This is a genomic window from Streptomyces pluripotens (genome assembly GCF_000802245.2).
GTDB classification, from domain to species: Bacteria; Actinomycetota; Actinomycetes; order Streptomycetales; family Streptomycetaceae; genus Streptomyces; species Streptomyces pluripotens.
In genome coordinates this window covers 110456-133277 of record NZ_CP021080.1, presented here as the reverse complement: position 1 = coordinate 133277, position 22822 = coordinate 110456, and the positions used below count along the sequence as shown (strand labels likewise).

The window sequence follows — 22822 nt, the reverse complement described above, 5'->3', positions numbered from 1 at the left end:
GCGGAGCCATGGTGGCGGACGCGTGAACTCCGGGTCAGGGATCCTGGGGGAAAACTTGACGGTGTGTTGACCCGTGCGTCCGCCGGGTTGTGACGGACGGGTCAGGTGAGCAGGGCGCGTCCGAACCAGTCCGCGGTGTCCCGCACACCGGGCAGCGCGAAGAAGTAGCCGCCACCGTAGGGGCTGATGTAGTCCGTCAGCGGTTCGCCGGCAAGCCGGTGCTGCACCGTTTCGAACTGCCGTGCCAGATCTTGCTGGTAGCAGCAGAAGAGCAGGCCCATGTCGAGGTTGCCGTTGCTGTCCATGCCTCGGTCGTAGTTGTAGGCGCGGCGCAGGATGCGCTGGCCGGCAGTGACGGGCGTGCGCGGGTTGGCGAGCCGGATGTGCGCGTCCAGCGGAATGACGTCGCCCTTGGGATCATCGGCGTACTTGGGCGTGTCGTGTTCGTGGTCACCGTCCAGCGGCGCGCCGGAGGAGCGTGCACGGCCGAACATCCGCTCCTGTTCGCTCAACGAGACCCGGTCCCAGAACTCCACCAACATGCGGATCAGCCGGACGACCTGATAGCTGCCGCCGACCGCCCAGTCCGGCTCGCCCAGTCCACGGCCCACCCACACCAGGTGGTCCATCTCATGGGTGCTGGAGGTGTCCGGGTTGGCGATGCCGTCCTTGAAACCCAGCAGGTTGCGCGGGGTGCCCGACGGTCGGGGCGGGCTGCTGAAACCGTCCATTCGCCAGCGCACTTGCAGGCCGCCCCGGGTGTGCCGGGTGATGTCGCGCAGCGCGTGCAGGGTGATGTCTGGTTCGTCGGCGTGTAGTTGGAGGCTGAGATCGCCGTGGCACCAGTCGGGCTTCAGGTCGTCGTCGGGGAAGGCGGGCATGGCGGTCAACCGCCGGGGCCGGTGTGCGGACAGCCCGAACCGGTCGTCGAACAGCGAAGCCCCGACGCCGACAGTCACGGCCAGCTGCCCGGAGGGCAGTTGGCCGCCGAGGACGCCCGAGTCGGCGGGTGGGCCGGTGATACCGACCGGGGACGGCGTCCCCCCCGAGGTCAGGAAACGGGCGCGGTCGGTGAGGGTGCGCAGCAACTCGGCGAGTTCCGAGCGGCTGGCGGCGGTCACGTCGAGGGCGGCGAGCACGCAGGTCCGCCGTGGTGCCGCGATCGCCGAGGCCTGGTGGACGCCGTGGAAGGCGGCGACGGCGTTCGCCGGGCCCGCCGGGGTGCCCGGGGCTGCGGCACCCGTGGCGAGTCCGGCTCCGGTCAGGGCGGCGCCGCGCAGGAAGCCGCGGCGGGCCAGTCCCTCGGGTCGTCCGGCGGTGTTCACGCGGTCCTCCGGGGGTCGCACAGGGTGGCCACCGAGGCCAGTCGTTCCACGAGGTTGCCCAGGACCGAGTCGGTCTGCTCCCGCTGGGCACGGGTCAATCGGTCGAGCCGGGTCCAGTGGCCGCCGTGCCGGAAGCCGTCGAGCCAGTTTTGGGCCCGGTCCACGGCATGATCGAGGTCCGCAAGGCCGGCGTACCGGGTGGTGAGGAGCGGGCGGAGCCGGGAAAGGACCTCACGGGTGCCGTCGAGATTGGCGCGGGCGGTGGCGAGATTGCTGCCACTTCCGTAGTCGGTGCGGCCGGTCAGCTCGAACTGCAGCGTGTTCTCCAGGATCTCGTGTGCACGCAGGCCCAGCTGGGCCGGGTCCATACGGGTCTGCGACCAGCTGTCCCGCAGTGTGCTCACCGCCTTGACGAGCGCCGCCGCCGGGCGGCGCAGACTGGCGGCCGACTCGCCGTGCCACAGCCCGTACTCGACTCGGTGGAAACCGGTGAAGGCCTTGTCGTGCACCCCACCGGGCAGCCCCGCGTCGGTGCCGTTGATCTGTGCATCGACGTCGCCGAAGGCGTCGTACGCCGCCCCCAGCCGCTCGTACTGCAGATGCGCCGGGAGCCAGGCCGAGCGGGCGGCGGAGAGGTCTCCGCGGTCGACCGCCTGCTGCAGCCGTTCCGTCAGCCGGACGACCTCGGCGAGTCCATGGCCCACCCACTTCTGGTAGGCGAGTGCGGGCGGGATCAGGTCGTGCTCGGTGACCGGGGCGGCACCCGGGCCCCGCCGCCCCGAGGCGATCCGCACACGGGGGCCGGTGACGGCATCGGCGTCATCCGGTACGCACTTGAAGGCGTACGTGCCCCTGCCCAACCGCACGGTCAGCCGCCGGGTGGTGCCAGGGCCGATCCCCTCCACCTCGCCGTACACCGACTGGCTGTCCGGGTCTTCGAGGTAGACCTCGGCAGCGCCGTCGGAGGAATTGTGCAGGTCGAAGGTCTGCAGTCCGGGTTCCGGCCGGGTCCAGCCGCGCCCGCAGTGGCTCGGCGATACCTCGACGACGTTGCGCGCCGGTTTCGTGTCGGCGGCCCGGTGGTGTCCCGGCCCGCCAGACGAAGCGGCCGGCAGCGTGACCGCGAGGACCACGGCGAGAACGACGAAGACGGCTGGGGCCGTCCCGACACGAACGGACCGCGTGCCGAGGCGGGGCAACGGCATGGCGAGCCTTTCCGGGACGACGTACGCAGCTGTCCACGTGCTCGGCGAAGACGCCGGAACGGGACAGCCTCATGGTAGGCAACGCCAGGGGACCGAACACGCGTCCCAAGAAATCGATGACCAAGAGTTCTTCCGGGGTTCACCGAGACTCCCTCCGTCCGCGGTGGTCACCTCCGACCAGGTCGACGGCTTCTCCCCGCTGGTTCTGCCACCGGGGCGGCCGCATCTCCTGGCGCGGCTTGCCCACTTCAGCGAACCGGAAAGCCGAAGGAGTACCCCCGCTGCTTCAGCCAGGGCAGCAGGGTGCGCAGCGCGGCCACGGTCTGGGAGCGGTCGCCGCCCGCGTCATGGAAGAGGAGCGTGGGCCCGTTGGGCAGTTCCTTCTTGACGGTGGCGATGATGGCGCCGGTCCCCGGCCGTTCGAAGTCCTTGGAATCGACGTTCCAGCCCAGCGGACGCATCCCGTGCGAGGCCGCGAGGTGCCTGCTGTAGGGAGTGAACGCGCCACCGGGGGCCCGGTAGTACATCGGCCGCACACCGCCGGACGCCTCGGTGATCTGCCGCTTCGCGTCCAGGATCTGCTGTGACTGGTAGGCCTCGGACTTCTTGTCCATCGTGACGTCGTGCGACACTGTGTGATCGCACAGCCGATGCCCGGCCGCGACCACTTGCCGAACCAGATCCGGGTGGGCCTGGGCCTGAGGGCCGATCATGCAGAACGTCGCCTTCACCCCGTTGTCGTGGAGCACTTGGAGTACCTGCGGCGTCCAGACCGGGCTCGGGCCGTCGTCGATGGTGATGTTCACCGCGTGCGCGCCCCGGTCGGAGGCGTGGGCTATGGCGGCTGACAGGGGCGGGGCTTGGGGCGCGGCCTTGGGTGCCGCAGACCGGGCCGCGGCCCGCGGCGCGTCCGGTTTGCCGCCGGTCTGACCAGCCTGCGCGGTCCATATCGTAGTGGCGGTGGCCAGCGCCGTGACCCCGACCGCCGCAGCAACCATCCGGCCGTACCATCCTCGTCCGCTAACATGCTGCGCCATGTCCGCCCCGCCCTTTGCTGTTTCGATCGGGTTCTCTTGTACCCGGCAGGACGGGCAGTGACGGCCGCGGGATCCTTCTGTTACCAATAACGGACAATTCCACGGCACTTCAGCGACCGACACCCCGCAAGCCCGGGTCGTCTCACTCGACCTGAGCCGCTCGACAGTCGCGGCTGCCGCCTTGCCCGCCGTCAGGACCGGAGTATTGCTGCGTGCTGCGCGGCCCAACATGAAGGCGCCCTCCAGCAACGCGATGACCGAACTCGCCGTCTCCCGGGCGGTGGGCCCGGGGACACTGCCCCAGGCGTAAGAGGTGGCGAGACGGTCGATCCAGCTCTCGAAGTCATCCGAACTCGCTTGTCAGAGAGCCTCGTTGCTACCAGCCACCTCCAGGGCGACCCTTGCGACCGGACAGGGGGGCGGTGAAGTCCAACTCCGCCGGGGTGCCGGCCGCCGCGGTGAAGGCGTCTGCGGTGAAGGCGTCTGCGGTGGCGACTGCCGGGTCCGCGCCGGACGCGGTCGGCGTGCCGCCGCCGCCAGCGAACCCGGTGCGGCATCCCCGTGCGTCCCCTTGGCCGTCCGTCGGCGGTGGTGTCACCGCCCCGCTCCCGGCCGTGCGGACCGTCAGGACAGCGCGTACTGGTCGGCGACGGCGATGGCCAGTTCTCCTCCAGCCGTGGGATGCAGCGGTGCTTGGCCTGTCGGCCCCTGTACGTACGGTTGGTCGCTGCACAGCCCGTGCCCGCTGAAGTCGGGCCGAACCGACTTCACGCCCGGGGCTGTGGCTCCCTGCCGCAGCACGTCGTTGAGCGCCGACAGCCGGTCGCGCAGCACCCGGACCTTGTCGGAGGTGAGACCTTCCCCGCGCAGACAGACCAGGTTTCGGCCGAAGGGATCGTAATACTCGTTGACCAGGACCTTCGGATGTTGTGGCAGTGCGGTCAGGCGCTTGAGGAGATCGCTGTAGTCGAGGGCGAAACGGCTGAGCCGCCGCTGGAAGAACGCGGTGGATGCCTTGTCGTCGCAGGAGCGGGCCTTCGCGCAGAGCCGGACGAGGTCCGCCCAGCCCACATCGTTGGCGCCGACGCTGACGATCACGGCTGAGGCACGGGTCGCCCGCTGCGCCTCGGCCAGCTGGGGCGGCACCACTGTGCCGCCCCGGATCTGTAGCCCGAGGATGCCGTCGCGGACGGTCGCCCCGGAGCAGGCGAGGTTGAGCACGTTCCAGTGGTTGGTGCGCGCCAGCACCCGGGCGTAGGCGTCCTCGCTGCGGTGGCAGGCCGAGTCGAGGGCGGCGGGGTTCGGGAGGGGGCGGTTGCCCGTGCCGGCGGCGGTGGAGTCTCCCAGAACCACCGCTTCTACGTTGGTCAGGGCCGGGCCGTGGGCCTTCGGTACTGCTGCCGTCGGACTTCGGCCCACGAGGTCCGCCAGCGACCGCACGTGCCGCAGCGCGCCGGGAGTCTGCGATGCCAGCAGGTAGAAGCCGATCGCGTTGACGGCGGTCACCAGCGCCACACCGCAGGCGAGGACCGTCAGGGCGCGGCGCAGCGGCATGCGGCGAAGCCCCGTCCAAGCCAGCAGGGCGAGCACCACCACACCGACGGCGACCGCTGTCTCCCCTGCGCCGTAGTGCACCCAGCCGGTCGCCAGCCGGTGCCCCACCACGCTGAGCTGTTGGTGATCACCGGGCTGAAGCAACTGCGCCATCTGGCGGTTCTCGGTGATGTGCGTCAATTGCAGGCGGGGCCGGATCGGTCCGGTGAAGACGGCCACGGTCGGCAGGGACTGACCGAACAGGTCGAGCTCGCCGGGCCCCGACAAACGCCAATCCGGTGATGTGGCGCCCACCTCGACCGTCTGGCCCGCCGCAGACACCGTCTGTAGCGGAGTGAGGCGTACGGCCAGCCATATCGCAGTGAGGGCCAGGCCCGAGAGGCCGAGCAGGTACAGCACGGCGACGCCGGCCCGGCGTACACCCACGCCCGGCGGTCCGACTCGCGGTATTCGCATCAGCCCCGTCCCTCCGGCTGGCCCGGCTTCCCCGGTCCGCCGCGGTTCGCTTCCTCGCTCCGCCTCAGGCCGCCCGTTGCCCCGGACCGAGTAATTACCTGGACTCATAATCCCCCAAAAGGGGCAATTCTTGACTAAGGCTCCTCAGTGCGGGTATTTCGGTTGACCTGCATACAGTCAGGGCCTACGGACGGGGCGTGACGGGTAGCACACATGGTCTATGTCTTCGGCCTCGCCGCCGCGTGCATGCTCGGCATCGGATTCGTGCTCCAGCAGCATGCCGCCGAGCGCGCGCCCGCCAGCGAAGTGCTGCACTTCCGCCTGCTCTGGGACCTCGCACACAGCGGCCTCTGGCTCGGGGGGATCGGGTGCATGGTGGCCGGGCAGCTGCTGAGTGCCGTCTCGCTGGCCAAGGGCGACCTGTCGCAGGTGGAGCCGCTGCTGGTCACCAACCTGCTGTTCGCCTTCGCGCTGGCGCGCAAGCTGAGTGGTCAGAGACTTGGCCCCTCCGGCTGGGCCGGCGTGGTGCTGCTCGGCGGAGGCGTGGCCGCCTTCACGCTGGCCGGCCAACCCACCGCAGGTGCGGCAGACGCCGGGACCGGCCGGCAGTGGCTGGTCATCGGCCTGGTCGTTGGCCTGGCCCTGGTACTGATCGGCTTCGCTCGGCACCTGCCGCTGTTCGAGGAGCCACCGCTGCTCGCCATGGCAGCTGGCCTGCTCTACGGTCTGCAGGACGCCCTGACCCGGGTTTCCACCAATGTCATCGGCAGCGACGGGATCCTCGCACTGCTGGCCCGGTGGGAGCCGTACGCTGTGGTCGGGCTGGCCGTGACCGGCTTGATGCTGGTGCAGAGCGCGTTCGAGGCCGGACCGCTGCGCATGTCACTGCCGGGCTTGACGGCTGCCGAACCGCTGGCGGGCATCGCCTGCGGCATCGGATTCCTCGGCGACCAGTTGCGCACCGACGCGTTCGCGATCGCCTGGGAGGTCGCGGGCCTGGCCGGCATCGTTGTGGGCGTGTTCGTACTGGCCCGCCATCCGGCGATGCCGGGCCAGGCGACCAGGGAAGAGGAGTAGCGGCAGGTTCATCGCCGTCCCGGTGCGCGACGCGCGTCCGGGACACCCGAGCGGGAGGTCCGCGCCGACCCGGAGCGAGCTCCCCGGCACGTTCGGACGTCCAGAACCGCCCGGTCGGTGGTGTCCCCTCTCACCGCACTACCATCCCCACCGCACTCGTCGGCTCAGCGGCCACCCCGCCCGGTCAGCCCCGTCGCCGCGGTTGCCGGTGCCCGTCGTCCTCGGCTTCCCGTCGGGGCGCCGAGTCCCAGGCGCCGCTGACGGAGGGCGCACCCGCCAGTCCGAGGCTGCCGGCACCGAGTAGGAGGATGCCGATGACTTCGGGGACGACACGCACGCCGAGCCCGACATGTTCCTCGAACAGCGCCCACCCCAGCGCGACACTGGTGATGGCGTCGCCGAGGGTGAGCGCGGGCTGGGACGCCGTCAACGATCCGGCGCGGAACGCGCCCTGCAACAGCACGAAACTGATCAGACCGACGACGGCGGTGGCATACGGCGACCAGTGCGCGAGCACCCCTCCCAGACCTTGCCCGAACCTCCCCACGACGTCCTTGAGCAGCGCGGCAGTGAGCGCGAACGACATCGCGGACGACAGGCCGAGCAGCGCGGCCCGAGGCCCGCCCTCGGTCAGGCGCGCGGCCAGTACCAGTGCCACCACCACGGCCATCACCACGGTGCCGGCGAGGAGCCAGGCACCCGGCGGGGCGGTGGCCCGGCCGGAGGACGGCGAGGCCGCGGCCAGGAAGAGTGCCAGCCCGGTGCCCAGGGCCGTGAACGCGAGCCAGGTACGACGGTCGGGACGGCGGTGGAAGACGACGCTGCCCACCACCAGGGTGAACAGCAGTTCGCTGGTCAGCAGCGGTTGCACGACCGACAGACTGCCCACCGCGAGCGCCGAGGCCTGCAGCACGGTGGACAGGCCCAACAGTGCGGCGCCGGCCAACCAGTGCGGCCTCTGTAGGACGTTCACCAGCCAGCGCACGGCGTGCCGAGCACCTCGTCCACTGTCCGGTTCGTCCGCTGCGGCCCGCCGCTGCAGCACCGAGGCCGAGGCGTTGGAGAACGCCGCGAGCAGGGCGAGCAGGATCGGGAGTGCTCCCACGACCGCTCATCCGCCCCGGGCGACAGTGCGTCGACCGTACCCGGCCGAGGGAGGGAGAGTGACGGCGCCCGGGGCCGCGGCGTGGCCCCGCAGCACATCGCGGGCACGGCGCACGCGCATCAGGGCGTCCGTTGCCGTGCCCGTGAGCGGGCAACGACGCCGTACGGCGCCGGCGGACACGGCGAGGACGGTTCCCCGGGCGAGGGCAGTTCCCCGGACGATGCGGACGACGGTCATGGACACCATGGTGGATCTCCTCGCCCGGCATCGCTCGAGGGAGCGGCGGGAGAAGCCCGCCCGGGCAGGAACGGGAAGGTCCCGGAGGGGCAGAGAGGCCCACAGGGAGTGGGTGTCAGGGGCCGCCGGTGCCGCCCTGGGCGCTTGACGTCGAGGACGCGAGGAGCGGGGCGATCGCCAGCACCAGGGCGAGACCGGCCAGCATCCCGTACAGCGGTGGGCCTGGCCGGGAGATGCCGGAGGTGATCAGCAGTGCCGTGGCAGCAGCCGGGGGATGGTGGGCACCGCACATGTGGAGCAGGAAGAGGGTGAGCCCTGCCGCGAGAGCCTGGGCGCCGATCTGGCGGGGAGTGTCCTGGTGCGGCTCGACGATGGACGGGTGGTTCCACAGCCCGAATGCGGCCAGGCACGCCAGGCCGATGCCGACCGCCAGCACATGGCCGGTCACGGCGCTGCGCAACCGCGCACTCACCGAGTCCGGGTGGGCCAACAGCAGGTACGTGGTCGGGCCCAGCGTCGTCGTCAGCGCCACCCAGCCGATGATGTGGCCGATCGCCCCGACCCCGGCGAGCAGCAGGCTGGACAGTACGAACAGACGCAGGCTGGGCACCAGCCGCACCCGGGCGGTGGCGCGCGGTCCTGTGCCCGGGCTTCGCGGTCCCTGTCCGGTACTCATGCGGCCCCGCCGTCATCGCGCCGCCGCAGGACGGGCCGCCGGATGCCCGTGCGTTCTCGGGTCACGGGGTCGGGTCCGCATCTCTCGGAGCATCGGGGGAGGAGGCGGGGCGGGCCGTGGGCCTGGAGTGGACGTAGAGCTGGTGCCGGTCGCCGACGTCCAGGTGCTGCGGTAGGGGCAGCTCGTAGCGCACGGGGCGTCCGTGGTCGGCGAGCTGTCGGTGCGGGTTGTACACCCGGTTGAACTTCCCCAGCATGCGGGCGAAGTTCGTCTGGCCGTGCAGCAGGTTCCGCCCTAGCACCTGCGCGGCGCCCAGGGCGGTGCGCCAGCCCAGATGCTTGCGGTTGATGACGGCCTGGGTGCGTACCAGCTCCCGGTAGAACTCGTCGAGCGGCAGCGTGGTCGGAACGACGGCGTGCTGGATGTCGAACAGACGGTAGTCCCGGGTGGTCAGCCGGCGGGACTCGGTGTGCCAGATCTCGGTGCCGGGATAGGGGGTCATCACCGTGAGGTGCACGATCTCCGGGACGGCCAGGGCGAACTCCCGGATGATCCGGAAGCGTTCGGTGTCCCAGGCGGGATCGACGATCAGGTTGATGGCGACACTGATACCCAATGTGCGAGCCGTCTCCAGGGCCCGGAAGTTGTCGTCGGGGCTGACCCGTTTGCGGTAGAGGTCCAGACCCTCGGCGTCGATCGCCTCCATGCCCAGGAACATGTACTTCAGACCCAGACGCGTCCAGCGTTCGAACACCTCGGTGTTGCGCAGCAGGACGTCGCTTCGGGTCTCCAAGTAGTACCGCTTGCGGACCCGGCGCCGTTCGACCTCGGCCGCGATGGCGTCACCGTGCTCAGGACGGATGAAGGCGACATCGTCGACGATGAAGACGTTCGGTTCCCGGATGCTCGCGAGTTCCTCGGCGGCGGCCTCAGGGGAGGCCTTGCGGTAGCTACGGCCGTAGAAGGTCCAGGCGGAGCAGAAGGAGCAGTCCCAGGGACAGCCACGGGTGAACTCGATGGACGCGCACGGGTCCAGTTCCCCGATGAAGTAGCGCCTGCGGTGGGCCATGAGGTCCCGCGCCGGGCGCGGACGGTCGATCGAGTGCAGCATGCCCGGGGCGGGCCCGCGGCCACCGGTGGTGACGATGCCGGGCACCCCGTCCACACCGCCGTCGCGTACGGCCTCCAGCAGTGGGCCGACGGCCGGCTCGCCCTCTCCGCGGACCACCGCGTCCACCGCATCCCCGGCCTGTTCCAGGACGTCTTCGGCGACGAAGGAGACACTGTGTCCCCCGAAGAAGACAAAGCATCCGGCGGCCGCTTGCTTGACGGCACGCGCGAGGTCGATGGCTTCCGGGATGTTGGCCAGGTAGTTGAGGGAGAATCCCACCGCCTCCGGCTGGAAGGCGGTGACCGTCCTTCTCAGGTCGCCATGGCGCAGTACCTGCAGGTCCACGACCCGCACCTCGTGCCCTGCGGCGCGGGCCGCGGCGGCGACCCGTTCCAGCCCGAGCGGTTCCAGCCTCAGGAAGATCTCCGAGTACATCAGGGAACTCGGGTGGACGAGCAGCAGACGCATGAGTCACCTCGGGCGTGCGGTGGCGGGGGCCTCGGAGTCACCGGGACCGGGCACCGTGAAACACCTATCAGCCGTCCGGCCCGACGGGCCGGACGACACCGCCGCCATCGGGGTGGTGTCGTCCGGCCACACGAACGAGGAGGCCCGTACGGACGCGAGGGCCCCGGTCCTGCGCAGAGCCCGGGCACGCCGCTGCTCACTCCGCCGCACCCCGCCCAGCCACGCGAAGCCGGCTCCCGGCGCCGCGCTGCCGTCCGCCGCACTCCGCACCCGGTCGCGGCGACCGGGGCGCGGTGGCCCCTGTGCACGCCCTACTGCACGCCGGTCACCCGTACGTGCCCATCTCCCGGCTCGTGTCTCGTGGCCGCGGTGTTGGTCCCGGGCCTCCCGGCCAGGTCCGTCCGACGTGCGGGACGGTCCTCGTCAGAAGATCAGCAGCACGGCGGCCAACGTGGTGACGCCGAGGCAGGCGGCCAGCGACCAGCCCACGCAGCGCCGCCGCAGGACCTCATAGCGGTGCTCGTACTCAGCGCGCAGGGATGCGCAGCGGGCCGCGACGCGCTCCAGATCCTTGCGGGCACGCCGCAGGCTGTCGGCTGCGTAGCACTGCTCGATCTCCACACGCTGTGACGTCGTCAGCCACTCCATGGGCCCGGTGAACTCCCGCGCACGCTGCTCCGCCTCCGCGAGGCGCGCGTGCCACAGCAGGTACCCCTCCGCTGCGTCGCTCAGCGCGCCGTGCGGCTGACCACTGGTCGGAGTCCTCGGGCGGTCGGCCATCACCGGGCTCCGTAGGACTCGATCTCGGCCATGGCGATGTCGGGGTGGTGCAGGTCGAATGCCGGGGATTCGCTGCGGATCCGCGGCAGGGTCACGAAGTTGTGGCGCGGCGGCGGGCAGGAGGTCGCCCACTCCAGCGAGCGGCCGTAGCCCCACGGGTCGTCCACGTCGACCGGCTCGCCGTACCTGGCCGTCTTCCAGACGTTGAAGAGGAACGGCAGGAGCGACAGGCCGAGCAGGAACGAACCGATCGTCGAGACCGTGTTCAGGGTGGTGAAACCGTCGGCTGCCAGGTAGTCCGCGTAGCGGCGCGGCATGCCCTCGGCGCCCAGCCAGTGCTGGACCAGGAACGTCGTGTGGAAGCCGACGAACAGGGTCCAGAAGGTGACCTTGCCGAGGCGCTCGTCCAGCATCTTGCCGGTGAACTTCGGCCACCAGAAGTGGAAGCCGGAGAACATGGCGAAGACGACCGTACCGAAGACCACGTAGTGGAAGTGGGCCACCACGAAGTACGAGTCCGAGACGTGGAAGTCCATCGGGGGCGAGGCCAGGATGACACCGGTCAGACCACCGAAGAGAAACGTGACGAGGAAGCCCGCCGCCCACAGCATCGGCGTCTCGAAGGAGAGGCTGCCCTTCCACATGGTGCCGATCCAGTTGAAGAACTTCACACCGGTCGGTACCGCGATCAGGAAGGACATGAAGGAGAAGAACGGCAGCAGCACCGCGCCGGTGACGAACATGTGGTGCGCCCACACGGTGATCGACAGGCCTGCGATGGCGTTCGTCGCGGCGATCAGGCCCATGTAGCCGAACATCGGCTTACGGGAGAACACCGGGATCACTTCGCTGATGACGCCGAAGAACGGCAGGGCGATGATGTACACCTCCGGGTGTCCGAAGAACCAGAAGAGGTGCTGCCACAACAGTGCGCCGCCATTGGCGGCATCGAACACGTGGGCGCCGAACAGGCGGTCCGCCTCCAGGGCGAGCAGCGCGCCCGCCAGGACCGGGAAGGCGAAGAGCACCAGAACGCCGGTCAGCAGGACGTTCCACACGAAGATCGGCATGCGAAACATGGTCATGCCCGGCGCGCGCATGCAGATGATCGTGGTGATGAAGTTGACCGAACCGAGGATCGTGCCGAATCCGGAGAAGGCCAGCCCCATGATCCACAGGTCACTGCCGAGGTTCGGCGAGAAGACCTCGCTGGTCAGCGGGGAGTAGGCGAACCAGCCGAAGGCCGCCGCGCCCTGCGGGGTGAGGAACCCACCGAGCGCGATCAGCGAGCCGAACAGGTACAGCCAGTAGGCGAACATGTTCAGCCGCGGGAACGCCACGTCCGGCGCGCCGATCTGCAACGGCATGATCCAGTTGGTGAAACCGGCGAACAGCGGCGTCGCGAACATCAGCAGCATGATCGTGCCGTGCATCGTGAACATCTGGTTGAACTGCTCTTTCGAGACGATCTGCAGGCCCGGCCGGGCCAGCTCGGCACGCATGACCAGTGCCATCACGCCGCCGATCATGAACATCGCGAACGACGTCGTCAGATACAGCGTGCCGATCGTCTTGTGGTCGGTGGTGGTCAGCCACTTGACCACGACATTGCCGGGCTGTCTGCCTCTGACCGGTACCTCGCTGTCGTATGCGGCGGTCAGTTCCTTCGGGCTGTCGAAAGTGCTCACAAGTCCCGTGTCTCCCGATACGCGGATCGCCCAGGCCTGGCGTCTGTCATCGGTCATCCTGGCGACTCGTAGTCGCCGCCGACGCCGTGGGAGGCCGACACACAGCCGAACGCGTAGCACTCGCACCCGATCGGCGGAACGCATGGCGGAGTTGTCCACGGCCGCGGGACGCCGTAGGCCTTCCACGGGCACGGACGACGGAGGCGCCCCGGAGGCCATTGCGGGAGGGGAGACGGGCGAGGCGCCGGTGCGTCCGCTCGAAAAGGGAGCCGCACATCCACTTCTGCGGTACGACGATCATTCTGAGGTGATACATGTCCCCGGTATTGACGAGGGCGTGCCCTCCGGCGGGGTACAAAGGACGTATGGCGGCAAGTGAGACCCCGGCGGGGGACACGGATGATGTCGACGCGGTCACGCGAGCGGTGCTGACCGCCTCCCGGTTGCTGGTGGCGGTCTCCGCCCGCTCACTCGCCGAGGTCGAGGAGCGGGTGACACTGCCCCAGTTCAGGATGCTGGTCGTGCTGTCCAGTCGTGGTGCCACCAAGCTGGTCACCGTTGCGGAACTGCTCCACGTCGCGCCCTCGACCGCGATGCGCATGGTGGACCGGCTGATCGCGGCCGGCCTGGCCGTCCGGCAGCCCAATCCCGACAATCGTCGTGAGACCTTGCTGCGGCTCACCGAGGAAGGCCGGCGGACGGTCGAGACGGTGACGGCCCGGCGCCGCGCCGAGATCGCCGCGATCGTCCAGCGGCTGCGACCGACTCAGCGGCTGGCGCTCGTCGAGGCTCTCGCCGCGTTCAACGAGGCAGGCGGTGAGCAGCCCGCCACGGAGATGGGGGCGCAGCAGAACCCGCTCGGCTGGGCGGTCGACATGGCGGCCGGACAGGACACCTGACGGCGCTCGTCGACCGCGGAGTCCTGGGACCGCACCGGGGTGGCCCCGGCGGGAGGAAGCCGTCCGCCCCGATTCGCTCCACCAGGGTGATCGGTCCGGGTCCACGCCGTTTACCGTTCGTGCCTCACCCCTCGTGCAGGCGCGCTCCCGTCACCCGCCCGGGCCGCATGATGCGGATCTTGCCGCTCTCGCACTTCACGCACTTCGGTGACTGAAGAGGAGAGGGGACGCGCTCCCCGCCGAGGTGGTACGCCGCCTCGATGCGGCCGTACCGGTCGACGGTGACATCTACCTCGAACGCACTCTCCCAGCCGTGGCCGCATTCCAGGCACACGAAAGAGTAGCTGCGCCGGACGTGCTGTGTGGACATGTCTCACCTCCAGATGAGAGGTCAGCCGTTGAGGTACGACTGCCCACGTTTGCACAATGCAAAACCGGCCCGAGGCGAACGTCGACCGTTGCGGCTAGGAGGGCGGATGCCGCCTCGGGTGGGTCATGCCGTTGCCGTGTGGACGGCCTTGAGGGCGCTCTGGTGGCTGAGCCAGCCGACCGGTTCGTGGCCCGAGGCGTCGAATACCGGTATGCCGGTGCCCGGTGCCGCGAGCAGGCTATGCAGCGCCTGGGTGAGCGGCTGGTCCACGGTGACCGGGGTCGGTGGTTCCGCCAGCTGCCCGACCCGCTTCGGAGCGGTTTCCGGATCCTCCGAGAGAGCCTCGGCCACCGCCTGTGCCGTGACCACGCCCAGGTAGTCCCCGCGGTCGTCCACCACCGGCAGGGCCCCGTGACCGGATCGGCTGAGGGCGTCGGCGGCGTCGGTGAGCCCGGTGGCCGACGGCAGCGGCGCGGGCGAGGGCTCCATCACGGCGCCGACCTTCTGAGCCCCTATCCGTGCGCCGTGGGCCGGTGCAGTGAGGTCGATGCCGCGGCGGAGGAGCTTGAGGGTGTAGATCGTGTCGTGCGTCAGCAGGCGGCTCGTGGCGGTGCCCAGCACGATGGCCAGCATCAGCGGCAGGATGATGGAGTACTCGCCGGTGAGTTCGAAGAGGATCACCACGGCGGTGATCGGTGCCCGGGAAGCTCCCGCGAAGACGGCTCCCATACCCACCAGGGAGTACGCACCCACAGCGCCGGCCGTACCGGGCAGCAGGTGGTGGGCACCGATGCCGTAGGCGGCTCCGAGCATCGCCCCGATGAACAGGCTCGGCGCGAACACCCCGCCCGATCCGCCGATGCCGATGGTGACGCTGGTGGCCACCATCTTGCCGACGATCAGCAGGAGCAGGAAACCGACGGCGTAGTTGCCTTCGGTGGCCTTCTGTAGCACCGGGTAGCCGACGCCGTACATCTCGGGCAGGGCGAGCAGCACCAGGCCGAGCGCGATGCCGCCAACCGCCGGGCGCAGCCACTCCGGGCCACGCCAGAGCCAGTCGCAGGCGTCTTCGATCAAGTAGAGGAAGCGCGAGAAACCCACGCCGACCACTGCGGAGACGATTCCGAGCAGCGCGAACAGGCCGTACTGCGCGAGGTGGTCCACGTGGAAGTCCGGCAGGTTGAGGAAGGCGACGTCACCGAAGGCGGCGCGGCCGATCACGCTCGCCGTGACGCTGGAGAGCACGGTCGCGCCGAATGCCTCCGCGCTGAACGTCCCGAGGATCAGCTCCATGGCGAAGAAGACGCCGGCGAGCGGGGCGTTGAAGGTGGCGGCGATACCTCCTGCCGCACCGCAGGCCACCAGGAGCTTCAGCCGTGCCTCGGTGACCTTCGCGAGCAGGCCGAGCGTGGACCCCAGGGCCGAGCCGATCTGCACGATCGGCCCTTCGCGGCCCACTGAGCCGCCGGAGCCGATGGTCAGCGCGGAGGCCAGGGTCTTGACGACCGCGACCTTGGGGCTGATCCGGCCGCCATGCTGGGCCACGGCGACCATGACTTCGGGCACCCCGTGGCCGCGCGCCTCCTTGGCGAACCGGTTGACGAGCGGGCCGTAGAGGAGACCACCGACTACGGGCGCGAGGAGCACGAAGTAGGGGCCGAGCCAGGGCACGTGTGAGTTGCTCGTACCTGCTGCGGCCGCGTAGTCGGAGTGTCCGGAGAAGAGTCGGGTGAAGATCTCGATGCACCGCCGGAAGACCACCGACCCTGCTCCGGCGCCTGCGCCGACCACGATGGCCAGCAGCATCAGGCCCCACGGTGCCGTGCGCAGTCCTGCTGTTCTCCGGGGAAGAGCCTCGATGCTCTTCAGTGTGCCGATGCGTTCGCGCTCCGCGACCGCCTGAGATGACCTCATCCTTTCCCCTTTCCTACTTTTGCATTATGCAAGTGATGTGGGGGGCTTGTCACGGCGACGCGGGTAAGGCAAAGGTATGACTGATGACCTTTTGACCCTTCGGTTCACCCGGGACCTTGGAGTGGAGGCGCCCTGGACCGCTGTGGTCCGCCCGCGGGGATGGGGCGGCCCCGGCTGTCCGGTGGTGGTCGTGGACGGCACGCTGCGACGCCTCCCGTCCGGTTCTCGCCCCGTCGGACCGGCGCGCGGCCACCGCTGTCTCCGTCGCGCGGCTGGTGACGCCGATGCCTGGGGCGGCGGCCCGGCTCGGTGGGGGCGGAACTGTAGGTGCGGTGGTCAGAGCGTCGACACTCGGCGCGCGAAGGGTGTTCGTGTCACTGCTGGGCCGGGTGCTCCCGCTGTCCAGTCGGCCGGTGGTGAGGTGTCGTGGGGTGGCGGGGTGGTGGTCGAGGGGGCAGGTCTTGGTGGGTGCTCGTCGCGCTCGTCCGTGGTGGGGGCGGGGCTGGGTGCAATGGTCCGTCGTGTGCGCACTTCAAAGGTTTGCAGAAGAACCTTTAATGCCACTAGGAGATCCCTCACCGTCAACGGACCTTACGGTTTCATGGGAATACCTTTATTTTCGGTATTGAAATATTGCAGTATGCTCTTGTTTGCCTCCCACGCGCACTCGGCACGGCGTACCTGCGTGCCTTGGAACACCGCAAGGACCATCATGAACAACAGGCGCAGACAGCAACTGCTTCAGTCGGTCGCCCCCTTGTTGACCGAAGGTGAGCAGGTCGAGTTCACCTCCCTCGCCAAGGTCGGCTCCGTCTCCGTCAAGCGGCGGGTGCTGACTAGCGCGCTGGTCGGTGTGCTCTCCGCGGGGACCGTCATCGCCACGGTTCAGCCGCGTCCGATGTACCTGGCACTCACCGACCGGCAGCTACTGTTCTTCGACGCCAAGACCACCACGGGCCGTCCCGGCGAGCTACTCCTGGCCATGCCGCGTGAGCTGACATCCGCGGCACCGATGCAAAAGGCCCTGCTCGGCCTGGGGCTGCAGACCGTGCTGACGGTGCAGGGACAGGAGAAGGGCCTGAAGCTGACCTTCCCGCCCGCTGGGAAGGCCGCTGGCCGAGACCTCGTCTCACGCCTCGCCGTCACCGCCTGATTCCTGGGGCGAGCCGCGGTCGACGGAAGCCGGCAGCTGGGCGGCCGAGAGGTCCGTGGATCCCTCGGCCGCAGCGATGAGGTGGCCCCGCGCTCAGCTGCTGGTCAGCAGCCGGCGTACGACGTATCCAGCGGAATCCACGCCGGAGGTGCCGCCCTCGACCAGTGCAGCGACCGCGATGCGGGAGTTGTAAGCGGTCAGCCAGCCGTTGGTGTGGTCGCTCTCCTCCGCAGTGCCCGTCTTGGCGCCGACGCCGGGCAGGTCGTTCAGGCGCGGCGCGGCGGTACCTCCGGTGGCCACACCGCGCATCATCGACTGGAGATACCCCGCCGTGCGGGCGGACATGGGGCGCGGCGCGGCGTCCTGGTGCTGGCCCGGCAGGATGATCGGCTGCCGGAACCCGGCGTTGCGCACCGTTGCCGCCACGGATGCCATGAACAGCGGGGTGGCCGTGACCCTGCCCTGGCCGATGAACTGGGCCGCCTGGTCGCCGCCCTGCGTGTCCGCCGGAATGCTCGGGTCGGTGGTGGCGACTCCGCCTCCGACGGACCAGCTGCCCATGCCGAAGACGTTGACGGCCTCGTTGTGCAGCGCGGAGGCGTCCCCGTTGTGTACGAGGTAGTGGAACCCGTCCTTGATGAACGAGGTGTTGCACGACACCGCGAAGGCCTGGGCGATGGTGGAGCGGGGGTTGGGCCGCATTCCTGTTTCGTTGTGGAAGAGCTGGCTGTTGGCCATCACCGACTCGGTGCACGGTGCGGGACTGTTCGCCGTGAGGCCCGCCTGATCGAACAGGGCCGCGGAGGTGATGATCTTCATGGTGGAACCCGGCGACTTGATGCCGTTGATGGCGATGTCCCCGTCGGCTCCTGTGTGCGCGATGGCGAGGATGTGACCGTTCCTCCAGTCGAGTGCCACGGTCCCGGCGGGCTTCTCCTGTAGGTGGTGGTCCTTCACCGCGGTCTCGGCCACCGCCTGGAGACTGGCGTCGATGGTCGTCTTGATGACGGGGGCACGTCCCTTGGTGAAGGTCTTCAGGGTCTTGACGCCCGTACCGTCGTCGTCGATCACGGCCACGCCGGTGCCGGCTTTCCCTCCCGTGGGCTCGGCGTGCTTGCGGATGGTCGCTGCGATGTCCCGCAGTGAGGGGAACGAGGCCAGGTCCGTCTTTCCGTCGCTCGCGACCACCTTGGCGGTGCTCGCGCCGACCGGTAGTTGACCCGCCGTCAATGACTGGTCCTCGCCCAGGCCCGGATACAGCACCGAGTTGTTCCAGTGCACCGCGGACCGGCCGTTCGTGCTCTTCCGCACGGCCACCGCGCTCGGGTAGCTCCAGGTGCCGCCCGCCACCTGGGCCGTGACCTCGAAGGTGACCTTGGTGGCATCCGCCGTCACCGTCGAGGTACCCGCCGCGCGGACATGGCCGAACGCCAGCTTCTTGAGGTGCAGACCCTTCTCGTATCCCTGCAGCGACTGGACGGCTTCCGCAGGCGTGTCGGTATCGCCGGCGGCGCTGTTGAGATGTTGTGTGGACCAGCTGTCCAGGAACGCCTTGGTCAACTTGACCGCTTCGGTGTCCGAAGGCGGTGTGGTCGACAGCTTCGTCGAATCGAAGGTGCGATCTGCGCTGGTCCGGACGCTGTCCGTCTCTCCGGAGGTCAGCCCGTGGACGAGGTTGTAGGTTCCTATTCCCCCTAGCACGAGCAGCGCGGTGCCTGTACCGGCAATGCCGATCTTCACAGCTCTGTTCATGATGAAGATCGTATGTATGTTCACGCATACATGTGCTGGGTGGGTCGTATCGTTACCGGACTGTCAAGGGTGGCCGGGGAGGAAGGGGGGAAGAGGGGAGGCGGGGAAGGGGTAAGCGGGGGCGGGTCCTCGGCATCCCGGCCTGGGGGAGGCGCTCGGTCCTTGCATGAGGGTCGCGACGGCGCCCGATCCGGGTGGACACTGCTGCGCAATGCGCCGGCGTGAAACCCCCGGCGCGCACACCGCTGTCAGACCGTCACAGCGCCTCGGCCTGGGACTCCACGTCCTCGATCCCGCTCGGCCGGCCGGCGCGGTTCCAGCGCAGGTAGAGACCGGCCGCGATCAGGAGAGTCGCCACCATGGACAGCACCGGCCAGCCCCGCAGCAGATTGACGACGAGGGTGAAGGCGACGGCCGCTGCGGCGACGCCGTTGACCCACGCGAGGGCGGGCTTGCGCTCACCCAGGGCGAAGCGTGTCATCGCGAGCAGTCCCACCAGGAAGCTGACGAACACGGCGACGGCGTAGAACAGCACCAGTTCCTGTTCCTGGCCCGCGGCCGCGATGATGATCAGTGCGGCTGCGGCCAGGTAGACCACGACTGACCAGTACGGAGTGTGGTGACGGTTGGTGTGGCCGAGGACCGGGGGCAGCACACCGGGCCGCTCCGGCGTGCCCGACAGCGCCTTCAGCAGGCCGGGACCGGCCTGGAAGGAGGAGCTGGCGGCGGCGAGCAGCAGCAGGGAACTGGTCAGCTGGAAGGCCCCGTAGAGCCAGCCGGGGCCGGCCGCGGCGTGCGCGATGTCGGCGATCTGGGTGGAGTCGGTTCCGGGGATCCCGATGTGCAGTCGCACCGCGAGCCAGGTCAGTGTGAGGGTGAGGCCACCCACGATCGTCACGAGCAGGGCCAGCGTGCCCCGGCCGAACCGGCGGCGGTGGGTGTCGTCGAGCTGGCCGAGCTGGGCGATCGCCGTCGACGGAGCCTCCACACCGGTGGCCAGTGCCATCGCGACCGGGAAGGCCAGTACCACGGCGAGCATCGCCGAGTGGCCCGGGTCATGGGCGGCTGCGGCGTGGCCGGTGGCGTGCGGCGCCGCGAAGCCGTAGACCAGCACGGTCACGGACACGGCGACGAAGGCGACGGTCATGACGGCGAACAGCAGCCGCCCGCCGTGCCCGAACCACGTCAGGCCGCCCACGACCAGCACAAGCAGCAGCGCCAGCGGGATGCGAAGTGGTGCCAGGCCGGGGAACAGGGCGATCACCGCGCTGGCGGCCGCCGAGATGGAGATGCCTATGGTGAGCACGAAGTCGACGACCAGCGCCCCGATGGGCAGGAAGGTCCAGCGGGGCCCGAAGGCCCGAGCCGCTGCCGCTGCCGCGCCTCCGCCCTTGGGGAAGCGGCGTACCAGCTGCCAGTAATTGGCGGTCACGACGATGACGAGACCGATGACCAGGGTCATGGTGGGCAGCAGCAGGGCCAGATCGCCGTGCAGGGCGCGCAGCGCGGCCTCGATCGCGTAGGCGACGGACGACACCGGGTCCGCGATCACCGCGAACGCGAAGGCGAAGAAGAGCACGCTGCGGCGCGGGGTACGGCCCTGCAGAGTGAGGGGGGCTGCCGTACCTGCGGCAGCCCGGCTGGTGGTCGTCACGCGAAGACCTTTCACGAGCGGAGAGCTGAAGAACTTCGCCGACCAGGCTTCCCGGCACACCGGAGACAAGCGTACGTCAGCCAGCCGCTAGGGAGCTGTTAAGGACGCGTCAAAGATAACCGGCCTGAACCGGGGGGCGTCGAGGGGGGCGTTGACGCCTCCCGGAGGCGTGCGCGGACGGTCCTCGGGGGTCTTGACCACCCGGCCCGCCGGTTGTGAGGCGGAACCGTCCGGACATGCCCCGGGGCATCTTGGTCAACGGCGGCATATCTGGCCAGGTGTGGCGCACGCCTGCACACCGGTCAGCACCCCCGGCACCGCCCGATGATGACTGTGGACGTGGCCGGAGATGCCGACGAGGTCAAAGACGAGGTCAAAGGGGACGAGGCAGGGAGAGGGGTCAGGAGAGGGTCAGGTCGTCCGCGTGGACGGCGCCCTGGCCGTACCAGCCGTGGACGTAGACGGTGACTGTTCCCGATGAACCGGTGGTGAACGGCACCGTCAGCTTCGACCAGGACGAGGACGAGGCCCACGTGCTGCCCGTCGCGCCACTGCTGACACCGAGGAACGCGTACGGGCCCTGCACCCAGCCGCTCAGCGTGTACGAGGTGTTGGGTTTCAGGGTCACGGTCTGCACGCACTGGCCGGTCTGGGTGGCGGACGGCACGGTCGTCAGTGCATGGGTGCCGCCGTGCACGGGTGAGGAGACCACGGACGCCCCGCTCTCGCAGGTCCACGGTGCGAGTGAGCCGGCCTCGAAGTCACCGTTGGCCAGCACCGCGGATCCGCCCGCCCCCTTGACGGTCAGGGCGAGTGTGGAGCTGTGCCGGGTCGTGCCCGAGGTGCCGGTGACGGTCAGGGTGTAGGTGCCGGGGGCGGCGGAGGCGCCGGCCTCCACGGTCAGCGTGGCGGTGCCACCCGCGGTGACGGAGGACGGGCTGAGCGAGGCGGTCACTCCGCTGGGTGCACCGCTCACCGCCAGATTGACCGTCTGGGCATTGCCCGCGGTGACCGATGTCCTGACGGTTGCCGTCGCCGAGCCGGAGGGTTCGACCGAGACGGTCGTGGGGGAGAGGGAAACGGAGAAGTCGTCGGTCGGAGGCGTGGTCGTGCCGCTGCTGAAGGGCGCGAACGTGTGTGTGAAGTACCACGTGTCCTGAGCGATGCCGGAGCAGGTGTCAGAGGCGGGGGAACCGGGACAGCCGCCGTTGTCGCGCTGGAGCGCCCAGAAAGAAAGGGTGTTGATGCCCTGGGCGACCGCCCAGTCGTAGACCGTCGTCGCGTCGGCGGTGGTGAAGGTCTCCGCCGGTCCGTAGTCGTCCACGCCCGGCATTTCGGTGACGCCGACCATGTTCCACAGTTGAGTGTCCGACAGGTCCGTGTAGAGCGAGGCGAGTTGATCGTGTAGGCCGGTCGCGGCCGTTCGGGTGTCGGTGGCCATGTGGTGCGTGGCGCCGTCGTAGTAGTCGAACGTCATGATGTTGACGACGTCCACCTTGGCGCCCGCCCTCTTGGCGCTGCGCAGCACGGCGAGCCCACTGGCGGCGAGGCCGGTGGTCGTGGTCGGCAGGGTGTAGGAGAACTGCACCGTTCGCCCGTTGGCGGCGGCCCAGTCCTGCACCTTCTTGATGGCCTGGTTGCGGCGGTCGATGCCGGCCGTGTCGGTGAGGGAGTTGTCTTCGACGTCCATATCGAGCCGCGAGACGTCGTACGTAGTGATGATCTTCTCGTATGCGGCGGCGATGGAGTCGACGTTCGTACAGCTGTCGGCGATCTCGGTGCCGGAGTGGTCCGCGGCGTACCCGCCCAGGGAGGGGATCACGTCACCGCCGCGTGAGCGGATGGTGGAGAAGTCGGCTCCGAAGACCGAGTTGTCCACGGGCGTGCTGCGGTCGCCGTTCCAGTACGGGGTGCACGAACCCTTCTTGTCGGTTTGCAGGAAGGCCATGGTCAGGTACTTGGCGCCGGAAGCCTGCGCGAGCGCGGCGGGGCTGTCGCCGTTGTAGGCCTCGAAGTAGGGCGCGAAGACGTGTGTGGGCAGCGGAGTCGCCGCGTGCGCGGTGCCTCCAGTCCCCAGGGCGAGCCCGGCGGACGCGGCAAGCGTGGCCAAGCCGGTGAGTAGGGCGCGTAGGGGTCTCGGACGTGTCATCGGGTACTCCCGGATAGCGAACGACAGGCGATGGAGCGGGGGTGTCGCACTGTGCGGGCCCGGCCGGGCTATTGGTCTAGGCCATGATTGGTCTGGACCAGGCGCGGGTCAAGGGTGCGGGAACCGCCTTTTGCGCGTTCATGGGGGGCTGGACCCGGCTTCGTTGCGGCCAAGCTCGCGCCCCGCTCGGCAAGTGCGCCGCCGTGGGTGGT

The 22822-nt window shown here is 69.5% G+C and carries 19 protein-coding genes and 1 pseudogene; 3 read left to right on the top strand and 17 right to left on the bottom strand.

Annotated features, from left to right (window positions below):
• Positions 1 to 101 precede the first annotated feature (101 nt).
• The 6 genes and pseudogenes from efeB to LK06_RS00555 form a co-directional block, all read right to left on the bottom strand.
• Positions 102 to 1325, bottom strand: coding sequence for an iron uptake transporter deferrochelatase/peroxidase subunit (efeB, locus tag LK06_RS00575; RefSeq protein WP_086083629.1), 1224 nt, complete (start codon positions 1323 to 1325; stop codon positions 102 to 104).
• Entirely contained in the window at positions 1322 to 2530 is a 1209-nt protein-coding gene (locus tag LK06_RS00570) for an EfeM/EfeO family lipoprotein (protein WP_039652302.1), read from the bottom strand. The genes efeB and LK06_RS00570 overlap by 4 nt, the downstream gene beginning before the upstream one ends.
• Positions 2531 to 2778: 248 nt before the next feature.
• Positions 2779 to 3567, bottom strand: coding sequence for a polysaccharide deacetylase family protein (locus LK06_RS00565; protein ID WP_039652303.1), 789 nt, complete (start codon positions 3565 to 3567; stop codon positions 2779 to 2781).
• Between the two features lie 192 nt (positions 3568 to 3759).
• Positions 3760 to 3912 (bottom strand): annotated as a pseudogene (locus LK06_RS35155) (LmrA/YxaF family transcription factor); the annotation flags it as partial.
• Positions 3913 to 3943: 31 nt separating this feature from the next.
• The gene (locus LK06_RS00560; protein WP_043407940.1) at positions 3944 to 4165 is read right to left on the bottom strand and encodes a hypothetical protein; all 222 of its coding nucleotides are present in this window, start codon (positions 4163 to 4165) and stop codon (positions 3944 to 3946) included.
• 26 nt (positions 4166 to 4191) lie between these two features.
• Positions 4192 to 5577, bottom strand: coding sequence for an SGNH/GDSL hydrolase family protein (locus LK06_RS00555; protein WP_234367312.1), 1386 nt, complete (start codon positions 5575 to 5577; stop codon positions 4192 to 4194).
• A gap of 213 nt (positions 5578 to 5790) precedes the next feature.
• Between LK06_RS00555 and LK06_RS00550 the strand changes: the two genes are divergently transcribed.
• Positions 5791 to 6654, top strand: a complete 864-nt coding sequence (locus tag LK06_RS00550; protein WP_039652310.1) for a DMT family transporter — start codon at positions 5791 to 5793, stop codon at positions 6652 to 6654.
• 184 nt (positions 6655 to 6838) lie between these two features.
• Here LK06_RS00550 and LK06_RS00545 read toward each other — a convergent pair whose 3' ends face one another.
• From LK06_RS00545 to ctaD, 6 genes are all read right to left on the bottom strand, one after another.
• Positions 6839 to 7759 (bottom strand): DMT family transporter, encoded by a 921-nt coding sequence (locus LK06_RS00545; RefSeq protein ID WP_039652311.1) that lies wholly within the window; start codon positions 7757 to 7759, stop codon positions 6839 to 6841.
• Positions 7760 to 7765: 6 nt separating this feature from the next.
• Positions 7766 to 8005, bottom strand: coding sequence for a hypothetical protein (locus tag LK06_RS00540; RefSeq protein WP_039652313.1), 240 nt, complete (start codon positions 8003 to 8005; stop codon positions 7766 to 7768).
• A 106-nt stretch (positions 8006 to 8111) separates the two neighbouring features.
• Positions 8112 to 8606: an HPP family protein gene (locus tag LK06_RS00535; protein WP_234367311.1), complete on the bottom strand. Its 495-nt coding sequence runs from the start codon at positions 8604 to 8606 to the stop codon at positions 8112 to 8114.
• Between the two features lie 127 nt (positions 8607 to 8733).
• Entirely contained in the window at positions 8734 to 10251 is a 1518-nt protein-coding gene (hpnR, locus tag LK06_RS00530) for a hopanoid C-3 methylase HpnR (RefSeq protein ID WP_039652315.1), read from the bottom strand.
• A 423-nt stretch (positions 10252 to 10674) separates the two neighbouring features.
• Positions 10675 to 11031: a hypothetical protein gene (locus LK06_RS00525; protein ID WP_052269899.1), complete on the bottom strand. Its 357-nt coding sequence runs from the start codon at positions 11029 to 11031 to the stop codon at positions 10675 to 10677.
• Complete coding sequence (ctaD, locus tag LK06_RS00520; RefSeq protein ID WP_039652316.1) at positions 11031 to 12719, bottom strand: aa3-type cytochrome oxidase subunit I; 1689 nt, start codon at positions 12717 to 12719, stop codon at positions 11031 to 11033. Before ctaD ends, LK06_RS00525 begins: the two co-directional genes overlap by 1 nt.
• A gap of 365 nt (positions 12720 to 13084) precedes the next feature.
• Between ctaD and LK06_RS00515 the strand changes: the two genes are divergently transcribed.
• Positions 13085 to 13618 carry a MarR family winged helix-turn-helix transcriptional regulator gene (locus LK06_RS00515; RefSeq protein ID WP_039652318.1) on the top strand — a complete coding sequence of 178 codons (534 nt, stop codon included), beginning with the start codon at positions 13085 to 13087 and terminating at the stop codon, positions 13616 to 13618.
• A 124-nt stretch (positions 13619 to 13742) separates the two neighbouring features.
• On the opposite strand, the gene LK06_RS00510 is transcribed toward LK06_RS00515, so the two are convergent.
• Together LK06_RS00510 and LK06_RS00505 are read right to left on the bottom strand one after the other, a co-directional pair.
• Complete coding sequence (locus LK06_RS00510) at positions 13743 to 13988, bottom strand: hypothetical protein (RefSeq protein ID WP_039652320.1); 246 nt, start codon at positions 13986 to 13988, stop codon at positions 13743 to 13745.
• A gap of 123 nt (positions 13989 to 14111) precedes the next feature.
• Positions 14112 to 15794, bottom strand: a complete 1683-nt coding sequence (locus LK06_RS00505; RefSeq protein ID WP_086083627.1) for a chloride channel protein — start codon at positions 15792 to 15794, stop codon at positions 14112 to 14114.
• Between the two features lie 820 nt (positions 15795 to 16614).
• On the opposite strand from LK06_RS00505, the gene LK06_RS00500 reads away from it, so the two are divergent.
• Positions 16615 to 17055 carry a hypothetical protein gene (locus LK06_RS00500; protein ID WP_039652323.1) on the top strand — a complete coding sequence of 147 codons (441 nt, stop codon included), beginning with the start codon at positions 16615 to 16617 and terminating at the stop codon, positions 17053 to 17055.
• A gap of 93 nt (positions 17056 to 17148) precedes the next feature.
• Here the strand turns inward: LK06_RS00500 and LK06_RS00495 are convergent, their stop codons facing one another.
• From LK06_RS00495 to LK06_RS00485, 3 genes are all read right to left on the bottom strand, one after another.
• Positions 17149 to 18807: a penicillin-binding transpeptidase domain-containing protein gene (locus LK06_RS00495; RefSeq protein WP_043435173.1), complete on the bottom strand. Its 1659-nt coding sequence runs from the start codon at positions 18805 to 18807 to the stop codon at positions 17149 to 17151.
• Positions 18808 to 19063: 256 nt separating this feature from the next.
• Positions 19064 to 20461 carry an amino acid permease gene (locus LK06_RS00490; protein ID WP_234367310.1) on the bottom strand — a complete coding sequence of 466 codons (1398 nt, stop codon included), beginning with the start codon at positions 20459 to 20461 and terminating at the stop codon, positions 19064 to 19066.
• Between the two features lie 400 nt (positions 20462 to 20861).
• Positions 20862 to 22610 carry a carbohydrate binding domain-containing protein gene (locus LK06_RS00485; RefSeq protein WP_052269900.1) on the bottom strand — a complete coding sequence of 583 codons (1749 nt, stop codon included), beginning with the start codon at positions 22608 to 22610 and terminating at the stop codon, positions 20862 to 20864.
• Positions 22611 to 22822 lie beyond the last annotated feature (212 nt).

Bases quoted from the DNA above. Each gene is read 5' to 3' on its own strand.
- LK06_RS00505 (WP_086083627.1), bottom strand. From the start codon at position 15,794: ATGCTGCTGGCCATCGTGGTCGGCGCAGGCGCCGGAGCAGGGTCGGTG.
- LK06_RS00570 (WP_039652302.1), bottom strand. From the start codon at position 2,530: ATGCCGTTGCCCCGCCTCGGCACGCGGTCCGTTCGTGTCGGGACGGCC.
- LK06_RS00495 (WP_043435173.1), bottom strand. From the start codon at position 18,807: ATGAACAGAGCTGTGAAGATCGGCATTGCCGGTACAGGCACCGCGCTG.
- LK06_RS00550 (WP_039652310.1), top strand. From the start codon at position 5,791: ATGGTCTATGTCTTCGGCCTCGCCGCCGCGTGCATGCTCGGCATCGGA.
- LK06_RS00515 (WP_039652318.1), top strand. From the start codon at position 13,085: ATGGCGGCAAGTGAGACCCCGGCGGGGGACACGGATGATGTCGACGCG.
- hpnR (WP_039652315.1), bottom strand. From the start codon at position 10,251: ATGCGTCTGCTGCTCGTCCACCCGAGTTCCCTGATGTACTCGGAGATC.
- LK06_RS00540 (WP_039652313.1), bottom strand. From the start codon at position 8,005: ATGGTGTCCATGACCGTCGTCCGCATCGTCCGGGGAACTGCCCTCGCC.
- LK06_RS00555 (WP_234367312.1), bottom strand. From the start codon at position 5,577: ATGCGAATACCGCGAGTCGGACCGCCGGGCGTGGGTGTACGCCGGGCC.
- LK06_RS00500 (WP_039652323.1), top strand. From the start codon at position 16,615: ATGAACAACAGGCGCAGACAGCAACTGCTTCAGTCGGTCGCCCCCTTG.
- LK06_RS00525 (WP_052269899.1), bottom strand. From the start codon at position 11,031: ATGGCCGACCGCCCGAGGACTCCGACCAGTGGTCAGCCGCACGGCGCG.
- LK06_RS00565 (WP_039652303.1), bottom strand. From the start codon at position 3,567: ATGGCGCAGCATGTTAGCGGACGAGGATGGTACGGCCGGATGGTTGCT.
- LK06_RS00510 (WP_039652320.1), bottom strand. From the start codon at position 13,988: ATGTCCACACAGCACGTCCGGCGCAGCTACTCTTTCGTGTGCCTGGAA.
- LK06_RS00485 (WP_052269900.1), bottom strand. From the start codon at position 22,610: ATGACACGTCCGAGACCCCTACGCGCCCTACTCACCGGCTTGGCCACG.